The following is a 16,133-nucleotide window of genomic DNA, read 5'->3' on the forward strand; positions in this document are numbered from 1 at the left end:
CGGATCATGGCTGGAATTTGGGGCAGACGCAAGCGCGAGCAGGAAGAGCTGGCGGCTCAGGACGCCGATCTCGCACGGCGGGCGGAACAGGCACTGGTCGCGACAGACGAGCGGATCCGTTCGACCTCCGATGAGCTGTCGTTCGCGGAGGCAGAGCTCGGCGAGTCGCTGACCGCCGACCTCAAGGCGGCGCTGACAGCCGTTCGCACCCACCTGCGCGAGGCGTTCCAGCTGCACCAGCTCAACCACGACGAGATCCCGGACACGCCAGAGGAGCTGCGCACACGCAACGCGCGCATCGCACAGCTGTGCGACTGGGCCCAGGATCTCCTCGACGAGAAGACCTCCGTGCTGGCGGAGTCGATCGCCAAGGTGCGGCGAGCTCCCGAGGTGATCGCGCAGGTGCGCGCGGATGCCGCCGCCCTCAGCGCCCGCATCCCGCAGACGAACGACACGGTCAACCGCCTGAACTCCCGGTACGCCGATTCGGCGATGAACCAGATCACCGCGAGCGCGGCCGAGGCGGAGCAGCTCATCGCGTTCGCCACTCACGGCGCCGATGTGTCGGAGCGACGCCGCGCGTCGAAGCAGAACGAAGAGGCCAACCTCGCGCTGGAGACGGCGACCGAGGCCACCCGGCGCGCGTCCGCACTGCTCGACGCGGTCGAGGACTTCGAGATCGAGGCCCTTCGCGCCGAGTCGACGCTGGCCGAGGTCGTCGCCGATTCCCGATCTGACCTCATCGCAGCGCGTACGGCCCCTCAGGTCCCCGCGGTGGCCTCCGCCGTCACCGCGCTTCAGAAGGCCCTGGACGCGCTCACCCCCGCCGGCACCCCCGGCGACCCGTTCGGCGAGCTCTCCCAGCTCCGCGCCGCCAACACGGCGCTCGACGAGGCCATCGCCAAGGCACGGTACCGCGCGGAGAACCCTCTCCCCAGCATCCAGCAGGTGCAGCACGCCATCGATGACGCCGATCGTCAGCTCGGCGTCGCCCGCGGTCTCATCTCCGGACACCGCGGCTGGATCGGCGCGGACGCACGCACACGGCTCGCCGAAGCCGAGCGTCTGCGCGTCGATCTCTCCGACCTGCTTCCCGCCGAAGAGACGCGCGAGGAGGCGCTCACCGGCGCTCGCCGCGTGGCTCACCTGGCGTCAGAGGCGCTGCAGCTCGCTCAGCGCGACATCGACTCCTCACGCCCGCAGGATCAGGGCTGGGGCGGCGGCGGATGGGGCGGTGGACCCCGCGGCGGCAGTCGGGGCGGCGGCGGCGACATCGCCTCCGGCATCCTCGGCGGACTCGTGATCGGCAGTATCCTCGACGGGATCTTCGACTGACACGGCGACGCGTCTTCTCACGCCGAAAGGCCCGGCCCCTGTGGAGGGACCGGGCCTTTCGCATTTCCTCTCAGGAGGCGAGTGCCTCGGACGGCGGCGCCTGGGTGCTCAGCGCGATGACGCCGTAGTCCCATCCCTTGCGGCGATACACGACGCTCGGGTGGTCGGTGCGCACATCGACGAACAGGAAGAAGTCGTGTCCGACCAGCTCCATGCGGTCGACCGCCTCCTCCACCGTCATCCATTCGGCGTCGAAGCTCTTGGTGCGGATGACGACGGGCGAGTAGACGTCTTCTTCCTCGCTCTGCACCGGGACGCTCCCGGTGGCGACGGCGTGCAGGACGTCGACGGATGCCGGCTGCACGTCGATTCCCTCCAGGGCTCCGCTGCCCTTCTCGAAGTGCGCGCCTCGTGGGTGCTGGCGCCCGTCGACCCTCTTCTCCTTCGCCCGACGCAGCTGCTCGGACATCTTGTCGACCGCGAGGTCGAGGGCGACGAACTTGTCGCCGTCCGTGGCCTCGGCACGGACCACGGGTCCCTTGCCGACCAGCGTCAGCTCGACGGTCTCGTCAGGTACGTGCCCGTTCCGATACACACGGTGGGTGACCTTCACGTCCAGCCGCTGCGCTCGGGACGCGAGCATCTGGATCCTGGCGATCTTCTCTTCGACAACGGTTCGGAAGCGATCGGTGATACCCACTCCGACGCCAACGATGCTTGTTTCCATTGCTGCCTCCTTGTCCCGGTCCACCCGGCCAAGGGCGGACCGTGGTCGCCTTGTTCTGCCCAACCGTAGTCCGCTCGTCGGCCGTTGTCACCACTCAATTGCTCCGTGTCGTCGGTGCGTCTCCTCTGAGCCCGCTGTGACGCGCCGTCGCCGCGAGCGCCACGGCCGCGACGACCTCGAATCCCGCCTGACCGAGCACTCTCGCGGCCTCGTCGAACGTCGCCCCCGTCGTGACGACGTCGTCGACCAGCACGACGCGTGCGCCCTCACCCCGCCGCCGAGCGCGCATGCTCCCCCGCACGTTCTGCGCGCGTTCCGCCCTCCCCAGCCCGCGCTGGTCGGCGCGTGCACCGGCGTGCCCCAGCAGGCGCCACGGAGCGACACCGGCACGCGCGAGGAGCATGTCGGGCACCCGGTACCCCCGACGGCGGAAGGCCGCGCGTGAGGTCGGGATCGGCGACGCACGGATGCCATCGTCGAGCTCATCGAGGAGAGCGCCCGACAGCGTGGTGCCGAGTGGGCGCGCGAGCACCGTTGCGCCCTCTCCCTTCAGGCTGCGAATGCAGCGCGCCGCCACCCCCTCGAACGGCAACGCCGCGCGTACTCGGAGCCCGGCCGGGGTCCGGAGTTCGCGCGGAGCGGGCGTCAGCGCGCCGCGGCAACCCTCGCAGAGGAAGACGCCCGGCAGATCGCAGCCGGCGCACGAGGCGGCGAGCAGGAACGCCCCGATCTCGGCGCCGATCGCGCGCCAGTGTGGAGGATGCATCCACCGATCATGCCGTCCTTCGGCACGGAGACGACGTGAGAGCGGTCGTGGTCACCGGGATCGGTGGAGACTCTCCCTCCGGCTTCACACTGGGGAGGAGAGGTCTCTCAGCGCCCTGCGCGCGTTGCGAGCAGCAGGATGCCCGTGGTCGACTCCCGCCAGGCGGACCCGCTGCGCGCGAAGAGCGAGCCGCTCGAGGCGAGCACCCGCATACCCGATGAACTCTTCGCGCCCGCGATCGACGCCGCCCCGGCCGGCGCGGTCTCCAAGGTCCCCGGGCCTCCGACGATCTGCGTCAGGATCTTGGGCCCATCCACTTCCGTCAGGATGCCGAGGCGATCGGAACCGAGCCACACCACGTCGTTCGCGGGTCCGTCGAGCCGAGCGACCTGCAGGGCGTCGCCGAGACTCGTCGGCATGCCGTTGCCGTCCCGCACCACCGCGGAGACGACGACCCACCGCTCCCCGCCGACCACCACGATCGCGGCCACGCGAGCTCCATCGGAGGAGACCCGGATCGCCGACACCTCGGACGCGCCCGGCCAGGCATCGGCGACATCATGACGCACGACATCGTCGCCCACCGCGAACAGCTGTCCCGGCGCGCTCGCCGGCACGGACCACGTGTAGCCATAGGGGTCGAGAGACGGCGCGATCAGCCCCGGCCTCGCGTCGAGCTCGTCGAGACTGCCACCTCCTGCGAGGAACACCTTTCCGTCCGTGAGCCGGATGGCCGCGTGGGACTCGTCCACCGACACATCGATCGCCGTCGCGGGCAGCGGGAGGCCGAGGACCGCCCCGCTGATCCCGGCGAGCGGGGTGATCTCCGTGCCCACGATGGTCCCGAACGCGCCGTCCTTCAGCACGATGCTCCCCACATCCGCAGGCTCTTCGACGACCTTCACCACTCCCGCGTTGAGGGCGCGTCCGTCGATGGTGAACCGCACCTGACTGACGTGGATGCCCGCCGCTTTGAGCGTCGCCTGGAGCTGCGTGCGCATGCGCGAGAGCGTCGTCGGGTCGAGGCCCTGCGCGGCCCGGTTCAATGCGACGTCCGCGACCAGTTCGGCATCGATGAACACGGCGTCGCGGGCGAGCTTGACATCGGACGGGAACGCGCTCTGGACCGCCGGCTCCAACCACGGGCTGGGTGCGCCCTCGATCAGGGTCTGCGTGACCGCCGTCGCGATGCTCTCGCGTCGAGGAAGCCAGCGGACGTCGGGGACCAGCCGCGACCAGCCCTCGTCGAAGTACTGCAGCGGATAGTCGCCGAACACCTGCGGGAAGCGCGACTGGTCGATGACGATGCCGTTCGGGGCCTTCGAGATGCGCCATTCGCCCTCGGTCTTGACGACGGAGAAGGTGAGGGAGGAGGTCCCCGTGGCCGCCGAGTACGCGCCCGTTCCGTCCACGCTCGCGACCATGTCGATCCCGACCTGGATCTCCACGGTGTCGCCGTTCTTCGCGTCGGAGACGTCCTCCGCATCGGAGACGAACGTCCGCGAGGACGAGCTCTCGTCGATGGAGACGCCCTCACTGGGGCGCCAGGTCGCCGCGAGTTCGGGCGTGAGGAACTTCCTCGCCACGGCCCAGACGTCGGTCGGCGTCACCGCAGCCTCGAGGAAGTCGTCGACGATCTTCCTCGGACTCGCCCCGGGAAGCGGATCCGACGCGAGCAGGAGGATCTCGGGGACCTCTGACGACTCCCCCAGCGCGAGTCCCTGCTTCGGGTCTCCGCTGGTCGGCAGGCCGGTGCACGACGAGAGCAGGAGGGCGGCCGCCGCCGCCGCGACGATCGTGCGCAGGATGCGTGAGGTGCGCCGCGCCATCAGAGGCTCCCCTCGTCGAACAGATGCGGGGGCAGGTCGGCGAGCTCGATCGGCTGGGTCGCATCGGTGAGCTCGGCCAGGGGCTCCTGCGGTTCCAGCGGCACCGGGGACGGCCCGTCGATCACTCCCTGATGACGGGGCAGCGTGAGGACGAAATTGGTGCCCACACCGATCTCCGACCACACCGCGAGGGTGCCGCCGTGCAGCATCGCGTCGCCCAGCGCGATCGACAGGCCGAGACCCGTCCCGCCGATCGTGCGCTGGCGCGAGGGGTCGGCCCGCCAGAACCGGTCGAACACGCGTTCTGCGTCGTCCGGTTCCATCCCGAGGCCGGAATCCCTGACCCCGACGGCGACGGCGTGCTGATTGCTGTCCACCGTGATGACCACGGGGCGTCCTTCGCCGTGCTCGATCGCGTTCCCGATGAGGTTGCGCAGCACGCGCCGCACCCTGCGCGGATCCATGTCCACGGGAGAGTATCCGCCGGGGGCGACGAGACGCAGTTCGGTGTCGTGCCCCTCGGCGAGCGGCCGCATCTGATCGATCATGTCCTCGGCGAGGTGCGCGAGGCTCGTCGCCTCGAGTTCCAGCTGCACGGAGCCCGCATCGTAGCGGCTGATCTCGAGCAGGTCGGAGAGCAGGGTCTCGAACCGCTGCACCTGGGTGTGCAGCAGCTCCGTCGTCCGCGACATCACGGGGTCGAACTCGTCGCGCTGGTCGTTGAGCATGTCTGCCGCGAGGCGGATCGTGGTCAACGGCGTCCTCAGCTCGTGCGACACGTCGGACACGAACCGCTGCTGCACGAGAGAGAGCTCGCCGAGCTCCTTGATCTGCGCCTCGATGCTGTCCGCCATGGCGTTGAACGAACGACCGAGCGTCGCCAGCTCGTCTTCGCCTCGCACTTCGAGGCGGACGCCGAGATCACCGGAGGCGAGCCGAGCACTCGTCTCCGCGGCCTCGACGATCGGCGTCGACACGGTCCTGAGCACGACGAAGGAGATCGCGGCGACGATCGCGACGAGGCCGATCCCGGCGATCCACAGCGTCCGCTGCACGAAGGACAGCGTCTGATCGGCGTCGGAGAGATCGTAGGAGAAGTACATCTGGAACGGACCGGCCTGAGGCACCTTGATCTGCTGGCCGACGATGATCCCCGGCACCTCCCTGCCCGACACCGTCAGCGCGACGGACTGCCATGTCTGCCTGTCGTCGAACTCGACGACGCGGAAGCGCAGCGCCTGCGTGATGAGGTTCTCGCTCAGTCCCGCCGTGAACCCGTTCAGGCGCACGGCGGCCGTATCCGTCCCGGCCTTCGCGTTGATCCGGATGCCCGCGATCCCCTCCGCGGTCGAGTTGCGCGCGAGGTCCCTCTGCACGCTGTCCCACAGCTCGGACAGCGCAGCGGGGTCGTCGCTGATCGCCGCGGAGTCGAGCACGGCCTGGGCCTGATCGACCGCCCTGCGCGCGTCCTCCAGCACTTCGTTCTTCCGCGAGTCGAAGAGATCCCCCTGGATGACGAGCGCCATCGTGACGCAGGTGACGAGGATCGCCAGCGACGTCAGCAGAAGAGTGACGGTCAAGGTCCGGAACCGCAGCGAGCGCCGCCAGAGCAGGCTCAGAGAGGACGGCCAGCCGCGCCAGTCGCGAAGGACAGCGACCGCCGTGGTGGTCGCTGTCGTCGCGGCCATGATGCGCCTAGCCGACGCTCCCGGCGCGGTAGCCGACGCCACGCACCGTCATGACGATCTTGGGGTTGTCCGGGTCGAGCTCGACCTTCGCGCGCAGTCGCTGCACGTGCACGTTCACCAGACGGGTGTCTGCCTTGTAGTGGTAGCCCCACACTTGCTCCAGGAGCATCTCGCGCGAGAAGACCTGCTGCGGCTTGGAGGCGAGAGCGACCAGGAGCTGGAACTCCAGCGGAGTGAGGGCGATCGGAGCCGTTCCTCTGCGCACCTCGTGCGCGTCGACGTCGACGGTGAGGTCGCCGACGCGCAGCTGCTCACTGGTCTGCTGCGGGGCCGGACGGAGCCTCGTGCGGATGCGCGCGACGAGCTCCTTCGGATTGAAGGGCTTGACGATGTAGTCGTCTGCGCCGACCTCCAGTCCGCGGACCACGTCGGCGGTGTCGCTGCGAGCCGTGAGCATGATCACCGGCACGCCGGATTCTGCACGGATACGGGTGCAGATCTCGATCCCGTCCATACCCGGGAGCATGAGGTCGAGCAGCACGAGATCGGGGCGCTGGGTGCGCCATTCCTCGACCGCCCGCGCACCGTCGGCGCAGAACACCGGCTCGAAGCCCTCGGTGCGCAGCACGATGCCGATCATCTCTGCGAGCGCGGTGTCGTCGTCGACCACAAGAATGCGTGAGGTCATAACAGTTACCTTATGGCACTGGGTACCACCGATCCGGTGTCTGCGCATCTTGGACGTGTTGTGACACGATGGGAGCGCACGACGGAGGGAGTGCTGTGAGTGGCCAGACCTGGACCCCTGCCCCGAAGAAGGGGCTCATCCCCCTGCATCCGCTGACGTTCGGGATGCTGCTGGGGCGATCGTTCTCGGCGCTGCGCCACAATCCGAAGGTGCTGTTCGGCTTCGGAGTCGTCGTGCAGCTGTTCGTCGTCGTGCTGAGCTCCGTCGTGATGGGCTACGTGTTCTTCACCACGTTCGCGCGCCTGCAGTCCGTGTCGATCTCGTCCCCCGACTTCGAGTCGATCTTCGCGGGGACCATCGCCATGAATCTCGTCGCCGGCATCGCGGTCGGACTGGCCTCGGTGGCCTTCACCGCGATGATGCAGGGCGTCGTCGCGGCCGAGGTCGGATACGGCGCGGTCGGCGTGAAGGCGTCGCTGGGCACGCTGTGGCGCAGGATGGCGCCGTCCTTCTGGCGTCTCGCCGGCTTCTCGATGCTGGCCGTGCTCGCCGTCTTCGGCGTCGTCGCCGTCGTGTTCGCCGTGATCGCCGGGATCATCGTCGCCGTGGGCGGCAACGGGACCGACCAGATCGGCATCATCGTGGCGGTCGTCATCATCCTGATCCTCGCGATGATCCCGCTCTCGGTCTGGCTGAGCACCAAGCTCCTGCTGGTGCCGTCCGTGCTCGTGCTCGAACGCGCGACCCTGCGCGGCGCCCTCGTGCGTTCCTGGCGACTCACGCGCGGGCGCTTCTGGGTCGCGTGGGGCGTGACGATCCTCATCGGCATCATCATGGGTGTGGCCACCCAGGTGGTGAGCATCCCCGTCTCCCTGTTCTCCGGCCTTCTGGGCGGAGTCATCATGCCCACGGGCAGCTCAGCCGACCCCGGCGCCGTGTTCGGCTTCGTGCTGGCTCTGCTGGTGCCGCAGATCCTCCTCCTGATCCTCCAGGCGATCACCCTGGTCGTGCAGAGCACGGCGGGCACGCTCGTCTACGTCGACAGTCGGATGCGCTACGAAGGCCTCGATCAGACACTGATCGCCCATGTCGAGAGGCGCGACCTCGGCTGGACAGAGGATCAGCTCGGCGATCCCTTCGTCGTCGACCCCGCGCGTGCCGTCACCGACGCTCCCCCGCCCGTGCAGCCGCCGGAGTGGGCGGTGGCGCAGGCCACCTATGCCGCGAGTCAGGGGTACCCCGCACAGGGGTATGCAGCGCAGTATCCGGTGCAGAGCAACCCCACCGCTCCGTACCCGGGTCAGGGATACCCGGTTCCGCAGCAGTACGCCCCGGCGCCGCCGTACCCGCAGACCGGCGCGGCGACCCCGCACCCGCCCGCATACGCACCGCAGCAGCCACCTGCCTACGCTCCGCAGCAACCGCATGCGCCGCAGCCGCCGGCACACGCACAGCAGCCACCTGCTCCGACGTCGCAGCCTCCTGCGTATCCGACGCCCGCGGCGCCGCAGCCGCCCGCCGCGCCCGCACAGGAAGCCGCTCCGTCCGACCGCGCCCCGGAGACCGGGTGGGCTGCTCCCGGTTCCGACGGGGCGGCATGATCCGTCCGTTCGACGACGTCGTCGTCCCCGATGGGGACGACGCGCGACAGTGGGCCGAGCAGGAGCTCTCGAACCCTCGCTACGCGGATGCGAAGCCGACGTGGTTCGATCTCATGGCACGCGACATCGGCCGCTTCCTCGCCGACCTGTTCTCCTCCGACAACTCGAACGCCGTCGGTCCGAGCGCCCTCATCGTCGTGAGCGTCGTGATCTTCGGCGCACTCGTCGCCGCGCTGATCATCTGGGGCCGTCCGCAGCGCCCCCGAGCGGTGCGGCGCGCCTTGGGCGGACTGCTCGGAGCGGACGACGACCGCACCGCGGCGCAGTTGCGGGCCGACGCCGAGCGCAGCGCACGCGCCGGCAAATGGGACGACGCCACGGTCCTCCGGTTCCGGGCGCTCGCCCGCGGCCTCCTTGAACGCGACCTGATCGACCCCGCCCCCGGGGCGACGGCCCAGTCGATCGCGCGCGAGGTCGGCACGGTGTTCGCGTCCGAATCCTCTGCCGTGCGGACAGCCGCCGGCTCCTTCGACGATGTCCGCTACCTGCGGCATCCGGCGACGGCAGACAGCTACGCCCAGCTCGCCGCTGTGGACGAACGGCTCTGCGCACTGCACCCCGAGGCGGTGACCGCATGAGCCTCGTCGCAGAGGACACCGCGACGGCGTCTGCGGCGTCCACCGCGGAACGCCCACCACGTCGGCGCCGTCTTGGCACGCTGGGCGGTTGGGCCATCGTCGCGATCCTCGTGATCCTCGGGGCGTTCGTCGCGATCCAGGTGGGCGTGTCCATGCCGTCGTCACGCGGATCCCTCGACCCGGAAGGAGTCGGCGACTCCGGAGCGATGGCGCTGGCTGAGCTCCTCCGCGACCAGGGGGTCGAGGTCACCGTCGCCCGCTCCCGCGACGACGCCCGCGCCGCACTCGACGAGAACACGACTCTCGTCATGTCCAACCCCTACACCCTCACCGACGAAGGGCTGGAGCGCTTGATCGAGCCGGCCGATCGGGTCGTCTTCCTCTCGACGAGCTCGCACCTGCTCAGCCTGCTGGGGATCGGCACGAGCGCGAACGGCCTCTCCACCCCGGTCTCCGCGGACTGCACCGTGCCCGAGTTCGCGAAGGTCGGCGACATCCGCCCCGACCGGATGTTCGCCCCCGCGGACGGCGTCAAGGGGTGCTTCGGCGACGCGGATGCCGCCGCCGTGCTGGTCGACGACAACGGCGGCGTCCGTCGGACCGTCGTCGAGGCCGGCCGCCTCTTCAGCAACGCGTACCTCGCCGAGGACGGCAACGCGGCGCTCGGGCTCGCCCTGCTCGGCCAGAGCGAGAAGGTCGTCTGGTACGTGCCCTCCTTCGAGGACTCCGACATCCAGGGCGAGTCGCCCGACACCCTCGGATCCCTGACCCCCGGCTGGGTGACACCGGCGATTCTGCTCCTCTTCCTCGCCGGCGCCGCCGCCGCCTGGTGGCGGGGCCAGCGCTTCGGCCCGCTGGTGGCGGAGACCCTTCCCGTGACGGTGCGGGCATCCGAGACCATGCAGGGCCGCGCGCGGCTGACCGCCAAGGCGGCCGATTCCGCACACGCCGCCGAGGCGCTGCGCGACGGAAGCCGACGTCGGCTCGCCAGACGGCTCGGCCTCGCCGTGACCGCGACCCCCGACGAGATCGCGGACGCCGCATCCGACCGGCTGCGCATCCCCCGCGGCACGCTGCAGACCCTGCTGGCGGGACCGCTGCCCGCAGACGACCCATCGCTGATCCTGTTCGCGCGTCAGCTCGACGAGTTGGAGACCTCGGTCGACGACTCGACCCGCAGCCCGCGCACGCCGGAATGACCCTCTCCACACCGACGGAAGCCGAGGACGACACGTGACCGCTGAGAACTTCAACGACGCCGAGCTGCGGCAGGCGATGCATCGCGTGCGCGCGGAAGTGGACAAGGCCGTCGTCGGCCAGGCCGGCACGGTCACGGGCCTGCTCGTCTCACTGCTGGCCCGCGGGCACGTGCTCCTGGAGGGCGTGCCCGGCGTGGCGAAGACCCTGGTCGTGCGATCGTTCGCACGGGCCCTCGGCCTGGACACGAAGCGCGTGCAGTTCACCCCCGACCTGATGCCCGGCGATGTCACCGGCTCCCTCGTCTACGACGCCCGCACCGGCGAATTCGACTTCCGCGCGGGCCCGGTGTTCACCAACATCCTCCTCGCGGACGAGATCAACCGCACTCCGCCCAAGACGCAGGCGGCGCTCCTGGAGGCCATGGAGGAGCGCCAGGTGTCCGCTGACGGCGTCAGCCGCGCCCTGCCCGACCCGTTCCTCGTCGCCGCGACGCAGAACCCGATCGAGCACGAGGGCACGTACTCGCTGCCCGAGGCGCAGCTCGACCGCTTCCTCATGAAGCTCGTGGTGGGCATGCCGGAGCGCGACGCGGAGGTCTCTGTGCTCCGCAGGCACGCCTCGGGCTTCTCGCCGCGTGAGCTCACCGGCGTCGAGTCCGTCGTGACGGCCGACGAGATCCGCGCCGCGCAGGCGGCGGCCGCCCTCGTCGAGGTCACGGACGACGTGCTCGGCTACGTGGTCGACCTCGCCAGGGCGACCAGGCAGTCCCCGTCGGTCGAGCTCGGAGCGAGCCCTCGTGCATCCACCGGCCTGCTCGCGGCGGCGAAGGCGTGGGCCTGGCTGAACTCCTCCACCGCGGTCACCCCGGACCACATCCAGACCATGCTGGTACCGGTCTGGCGGCACAGGCTCCAGCTGCGCCCGGACGCTCAGATGGAAGGCGTCTCGGCGGATGCCGTGCTCACCTCCGTCGTCCAGCAGACCAGGGTGCCGATCTAGGTGTTCGTCACCGGTCGCCTCGCCGTCGCTCTCGGCATCGGCATCATCCCGCTGGTCCTCGCCGGACTCGCGGGCTACTCGGGGTACGCCGCGCTGGGCATCTGGGCGGGACTGTGCGCGGTTCTCGTCGCGGTCGACGTGCTCACGGCGGCGAGCCCAGCGAGAGCCGTGGTGACGCGCCGGGTGCCCGCGCGAGCACGATTGGGCGAACAGGTCCCGGTGAGCGTCGCGGTGCACAATCTCGGCTCGCGCACGCTGCACGCCCTCATCCGCGACGCCTGGCAGCCGACCGCCGGCGCCGGGCCGGAGCGGCAGCGCCTGAGCATCCCTGCGGGCGAACGCCGCCGCGCGGACATCCCCCTGCTCCCCCGCCGGCGCGGCGAGCTCGTCAGCGAGTTCGTGGTGATCCGCTCGCGCGGCCCTCTCGGCCTCGCCGGCCGGCAGTCGAAGCACCGAGTTCGCGGTGCGATCCGCGTGCTGCCCGCGTTCTCCTCCCGCAAGCATCTGCCCTCGCGGCTCGCACGGCTGCGGGAGCTCGACGGCAACACGAGCATCCAGGTCCGAGGGCAGGGCACCGAGTTCGACTCGCTGCGCGAGTACGTCCGCGGCGACGACGTGCGCTCGATCGACTGGAGGGCGACCGCACGCGCGGGCACGACGATGCTGCGGACCTGGCGGCCCGAGCGCGATCGTCACGTCGTCATCATCATCGACACCGGCCGCACGGCCGCCGCACGCGTCGGCGACGGCACCAGGGTGGATGCGGCCCTCGAGGCCGCGCTTCTGCTCGCCGCCCTGGCGACGCGCGCCGGAGACCACGTGCACCTGCTCATGTACGACCGAGTCGTGCGCGCGAGGGTCACGGGCGTCGACGGCGCCGCGCTGCTCCCGGCGCTGACCGACGCGATGGCCCCCGTGCACGCGCGTCTCGTCGACACCGACTGGCCGAGCGCCTTCGCCGCCGTCCGCACGCTCACCACACGCCCCTCGCTGATCGTCGTGCTCACCGCACAGGATGCCGCGGAGTCTGCCCGAGGCTTCCTCGGCGCCTTCCCCGATGCGTCGCGGGCGACCTCGATCCTCGTCGGCTCGGTGACGGATGACGGCATCTCGGACCTCGCCAGGAGGCGCGACTCGCGCGAGGAGGTCTACCTCGCCGCAGCGGCCGAGCGCACCATGCGCGACGCCGAGAACGTGGCCGATGCGATCCGACGCGCCGGAGGCGAGGCGATCGCCTCCGATCCGGAGACGCTCCCCCCGCGCATCGCCGACCGCTACCTCGAGCTGAAGGCCGCCGGACGGCTCTGAGCCGCGCGGCCGCGCGTCGATCTCTCGCACGTCGGGGCCTTCGCCCGGCGCGCAGGAGTCGACTCAGCCGGCGACGAGCCGCGGAGTGCCGGCCTCGTACTCCACGAGGTCTCCGGTCTCGCCTCGACGGTACGCGCGACCTCCGATGACGAGCATGTAGATGAGGAACACGGCGAGCGCCGCGGCGCCGATGCCGATCTTGACCGGCCAGGGCAGCGACCATCCCGTGACGAAACCCTCGATCAGACCGGCGAGGAACAGCGCGAAGATCAGGCCGATCGCGACGGTCGCGAGAGAGCGTCCCTCGGCGGCGAGGGACTCCCCCCTGGTCCGATGGCCCGGCGCGACCCACGCCCAGAACAGGTGCAGCCCGCCCGCGCCGGCCACGAAGATGCTCGTCATCTCCAGCATCCCGTGCGGCAGGATGTAGAGGATCATGACGTCGACCTGGTCGTGCGCGGCCATGACCGCGCCGGAGACGCCGAGGCCCATCGCATTCTGGACCATCGCATAGACCGGCCAGATCCCCGTGATGCCGAACAGGACGCACTGCAGGGCGATCCAGAAGTTGTTCCACCACACCATGCCCATGAACACGGCAGCCGGGTTCTCGGTGTAGTACCCGGTGAAGCTCTCATCCGCGTACTGCTTCAGGTCGGCCGGAGTGCCGAGCGTCGCGATCAGGGCCGGGTCGCTGGAGATCCACACGGCGGTGCCGACGGCGATCGCGATGAACGACAGGGCGATCACGAGGGTCGTCCAGCGCAGCCGGTACAGCGCCGCGGGAAGCTGCCTGGCGAAGAAGCGGGCGGCGAGGGTCAGGACGTTGTCGGACGCGCCGGTCAGCCGCAGCCGCGCCCTGATCAGGATCGTCGACAGGTACGCGCCCTGCGGGGACTCTCCCACCGAGGTCTTGAGATCGGCGAGATCCGCGGATGCCGCGCGGTAGCGCACGATGAGCTCGTCGACCCCGGCGCCGTCCAGCCGCGCACGGCTCAGTTCGTCGAGTCGTTCCCACTCGGCGCGGCGTGCATCGGTCAGCGCATCGGCATCCACCTGATTTACTGTACTCATGTCCGTGCCGTTCGATACGTCAGACGAGATGCTCTCCGGCGAAGCCGTGGCGATCGACGTGCAGCCGATCGGCTTCGTGCTGCGGGCGGCCGGAGCGATCATCGACATCCTCGTCAGCGTCGCGGTGTTCGTGATGTGGATCTTCGTGCGTCTGTGGCTGCTCGGCATCGGCGTGCTCGACGAGGCGACCGACACGATCGCCTCGATCATGGCGATCATCGTCAGCTTCGTGGTGCTGCCGATCACGATGGAGGTCGTCCTGAAGGGACGCAGCCTCGGGAAGCTCGCCGTCGGAGGACGCATCGTGCGCCTCGACGGCGGAGCGACCGGTTTCCGCCACGCCTTCATCCGCGCGCTGCTCGGCGTGCTGGAGATCTACATGACCCTCGGCGGCGTCGCCGTCCTCGCCGGCGCGTTCAGCGCTCGGTCGCAGCGCCTGGGCGACATGGTGGCCGGCACGTACAGTCAGCGCGTGCGCACCCCGAAGCTCGTCCCCCTGGCGCCCGTCCTTCCGCCGATGCTCGCGGGCTGGGCGCAGATCGCCGACGTCGCGCGTCTCCCCGATCGGCTCGCCCGCCGCATCTCGCAGTTCCTGGTGAGCGCGCCGCGCCTCACGCCGTCCGCACGCGAGCGCGTGGCCAGGGAGCTGCTGGCCGAAGCCTCGCCGTTCGTCTCGCCGATCCCCGCCGCGCCGCCCGAGGTCGTCCTCGTCGGCGTCACCGTGCTGCGCCGCGAGCGCGAGCGCCGCGCGCTGGAGAACGCCGGCGCGCGCGCCGAGAAGCTGACCGGTCGTCGCGTCGGCGTCTGAGCATCCCGCTCAGTAGCGGTAGTGCTCCAGCTTGTACGGACCCCCGACGGGGACGCCGATGTAGGCGGCCTGCTCGTCGCTGAGTCGCGTGAGCTGCACGCCCAGAGCATCCAGGTGCAGACGGGCGACCTTCTCGTCGAGAGCCTTGGGCAGCGTGTAGACGCCGGTCGGATACGCCTCGATGTTCGTGAACAGCTCGAGCTGCGCCAGCACCTGGTTGGCGAAGGAGGCGCTCATGACGAAGGACGGGTGCCCCGTGGCGTTGCCCAGGTTCATCAGACGGCCCTCGCTGAGCACCAGCACGCTGCGTCCGTTCGGGAGGCGCCACTCGTGCACCTGCGGCTTGATCTCGACCTTCGAGACTCCGTCGAGCGCCTCGAGACCGGCCATGTCGATCTCGTTGTCGAAGTGACCGACGTTGGCCACGATCGCGAGGTGCTTGAGCGCCAGCAGATGCTCGGTCGTCACGACGTCGCGGTTGCCCGTGCCCGTCACGACGATGTCGACGGCGCCTGCGACGTCGATGAGACGCGCCACCTGGAAGCCGTCCATGGCGGCCTGCAGGGCGCAGATCGGGTCGACCTCGCTGACGATCACGCGGGCGCCCTGCCCGCGCAGGGCCTCCGCCGCACCCTTGCCGACGTCGCCGTAGCCGCAGACGAAAGCGACCTTGCCGCCCATCAGCACATCGGTCGCACGGTTCAGGCCGTCGGGCAGCGAGTGGCGGATGCCGTACTTGTTGTCGAACTTGCTCTTGGTCACCGAGTCGTTGACGTTGATCGCCGGGAACAGGAGATCGCCGGCGGCCGCGAGCTCGTACAGGCGGTGGACGCCGGTCGTCGTCTCCTCCGTCACGCCGATGAGTCCGGCGGCGATCTTCGTCCATCGGTCGGCTGACGCGGCGAGCGAGGCGCGGAGCAGGTCGAGGATGATCGTGTACTCGTGCGAGTCGGCATCCGTCGCAGCGGGCACGGCTCCGGCCTTCTCGAACTCGACGCCCTTGTGCACGAGCAGCGTCGCGTCTCCCCCGTCGTCGAGGATGAGGTTCGGTCCGTCGAATCCGGATGCCGACCAGTCGAAGATCCGCTCCGTGCAGGCCCAGTACTCGTCGAGCGTCTCGCCCTTCCACGCGAACACCGGCACACCGGCCGGGGCGTCGACGGTTCCGGTCGGGCCGACGACGACCGCAGCGGCGGCCTCGTCCTGCGTGGAGAAGATGTTGCAGCTCGCCCAGCGGACCTCGGCGCCGAGAGCGGTCAGGGTCTCGATCAGCACGGCGGTCTGCACGGTCATGTGCAGGGAACCCGCGATCCGGGCGCCCTTGAGCGGCTGCGCCGGGCCGAACTCGGCGCGCAGGGCCATAAGCCCCGGCATCTCGTTCTCTGCAAGCCGCAGCTGGTGGCGGCCGGCTTCGGCCAGGGACAGATCGGCGACGCGGTACTCGAGCTCGGGCATGCCCCTATTCTGTCATC

General features: G+C 70.1%; 14 protein-coding genes. 7 read left to right on the plus strand and 7 right to left on the minus strand.

Going from position 1 to position 16,133, the window contains the following annotated elements; all coding sequences use genetic code 11:
* Positions 1-6: 6 nt before the first annotated feature.
* Positions 7-1,335, plus strand: coding sequence for a hypothetical protein (locus CQ047_RS01185; protein ID WP_105672455.1), 1,329 nt, complete (start codon positions 7-9; stop codon positions 1,333-1,335).
* A gap of 70 nt (positions 1,336-1,405) precedes the next feature.
* On the opposite strand, the gene hpf is transcribed toward CQ047_RS01185, so the two are convergent.
* From hpf to mtrA, 5 genes are all read right to left on the minus strand, one after another.
* Positions 1,406-2,062, minus strand: a complete 657-nt coding sequence (gene hpf, locus CQ047_RS01190) for a ribosome hibernation-promoting factor, HPF/YfiA family (RefSeq protein ID WP_105672456.1) — start codon at positions 2,060-2,062, stop codon at positions 1,406-1,408.
* Positions 2,063-2,156: 94 nt separating this feature from the next.
* Positions 2,157-2,828 carry a ComF family protein gene (locus CQ047_RS01195; protein ID WP_105672457.1) on the minus strand — a complete coding sequence of 224 codons (672 nt, stop codon included), beginning with the start codon at positions 2,826-2,828 and terminating at the stop codon, positions 2,157-2,159.
* A gap of 107 nt (positions 2,829-2,935) precedes the next feature.
* The gene (locus CQ047_RS01200; protein ID WP_105672458.1) at positions 2,936-4,657 is read right to left on the minus strand and encodes an LpqB family beta-propeller domain-containing protein; all 1,722 of its coding nucleotides are present in this window, start codon (positions 4,655-4,657) and stop codon (positions 2,936-2,938) included.
* Positions 4,657-6,345 carry an MtrAB system histidine kinase MtrB gene (mtrB, locus tag CQ047_RS01205; RefSeq protein ID WP_105672459.1) on the minus strand — a complete coding sequence of 563 codons (1,689 nt, stop codon included), beginning with the start codon at positions 6,343-6,345 and terminating at the stop codon, positions 4,657-4,659. Before mtrB ends, CQ047_RS01200 begins: the two co-directional genes overlap by 1 nt.
* Positions 6,346-6,352: 7 nt before the next feature.
* Positions 6,353-7,033, minus strand: a complete 681-nt coding sequence (gene mtrA / locus CQ047_RS01210) for an MtrAB system response regulator MtrA (protein WP_105672460.1) — start codon at positions 7,031-7,033, stop codon at positions 6,353-6,355.
* 95 nt (positions 7,034-7,128) lie between these two features.
* Between mtrA and CQ047_RS01215 the strand changes: the two genes are divergently transcribed.
* The 5 genes from CQ047_RS01215 (at position 7,129) to CQ047_RS01235 (ending at position 12,779) form a co-directional block, all read left to right on the plus strand.
* A complete protein-coding gene (locus CQ047_RS01215) occupies positions 7,129-8,634 on the plus strand; it encodes a hypothetical protein (RefSeq protein WP_105672461.1) in 1,506 nt (501 codons plus the stop codon).
* A complete protein-coding gene (locus CQ047_RS01220) occupies positions 8,631-9,272 on the plus strand; it encodes a DUF4129 domain-containing protein (protein WP_146114245.1) in 642 nt (213 codons plus the stop codon). Before CQ047_RS01215 ends, CQ047_RS01220 begins: the two co-directional genes overlap by 4 nt.
* On the plus strand, positions 9,269-10,471 hold the full coding sequence (locus tag CQ047_RS01225; protein WP_105672463.1) for a DUF4350 domain-containing protein: 1,203 nt from the start codon (positions 9,269-9,271) through the stop codon (positions 10,469-10,471). Before CQ047_RS01220 ends, CQ047_RS01225 begins: the two co-directional genes overlap by 4 nt.
* A gap of 76 nt (positions 10,472-10,547) precedes the next feature.
* Complete coding sequence (locus tag CQ047_RS01230) at positions 10,548-11,471, plus strand: MoxR family ATPase (protein ID WP_223587469.1); 924 nt, start codon at positions 10,548-10,550, stop codon at positions 11,469-11,471.
* The gene (locus CQ047_RS01235; RefSeq protein WP_105672465.1) at positions 11,472-12,779 is read left to right on the plus strand and encodes a DUF58 domain-containing protein; all 1,308 of its coding nucleotides are present in this window, start codon (positions 11,472-11,474) and stop codon (positions 12,777-12,779) included. It abuts the gene before it with no gap.
* Positions 12,780-12,842: 63 nt separating this feature from the next.
* On the opposite strand, the gene CQ047_RS01240 is transcribed toward CQ047_RS01235, so the two are convergent.
* Positions 12,843-13,835 carry a stage II sporulation protein M gene (locus CQ047_RS01240; RefSeq protein ID WP_105672466.1) on the minus strand — a complete coding sequence of 331 codons (993 nt, stop codon included), beginning with the start codon at positions 13,833-13,835 and terminating at the stop codon, positions 12,843-12,845.
* 16 nt (positions 13,836-13,851) lie between these two features.
* On the opposite strand from CQ047_RS01240, the gene CQ047_RS01245 reads away from it, so the two are divergent.
* A complete protein-coding gene (locus CQ047_RS01245; RefSeq protein WP_105672467.1) occupies positions 13,852-14,661 on the plus strand; it encodes an RDD family protein in 810 nt (269 codons plus the stop codon).
* Positions 14,662-14,670: 9 nt separating this feature from the next.
* On the opposite strand, the gene ahcY is transcribed toward CQ047_RS01245, so the two are convergent.
* Positions 14,671-16,116, minus strand: coding sequence for an adenosylhomocysteinase (gene ahcY / locus CQ047_RS01250; RefSeq protein ID WP_105672468.1), 1,446 nt, complete (start codon positions 16,114-16,116; stop codon positions 14,671-14,673).
* Between the last annotated feature and the right edge of the window lie 17 nt (positions 16,117-16,133).

Source organism: Microbacterium sp. MYb72, from assembly GCF_002979415.1.
Taxonomy (GTDB): Bacteria; Actinomycetota; Actinomycetes; order Actinomycetales; family Microbacteriaceae; genus Microbacterium; species Microbacterium natoriense.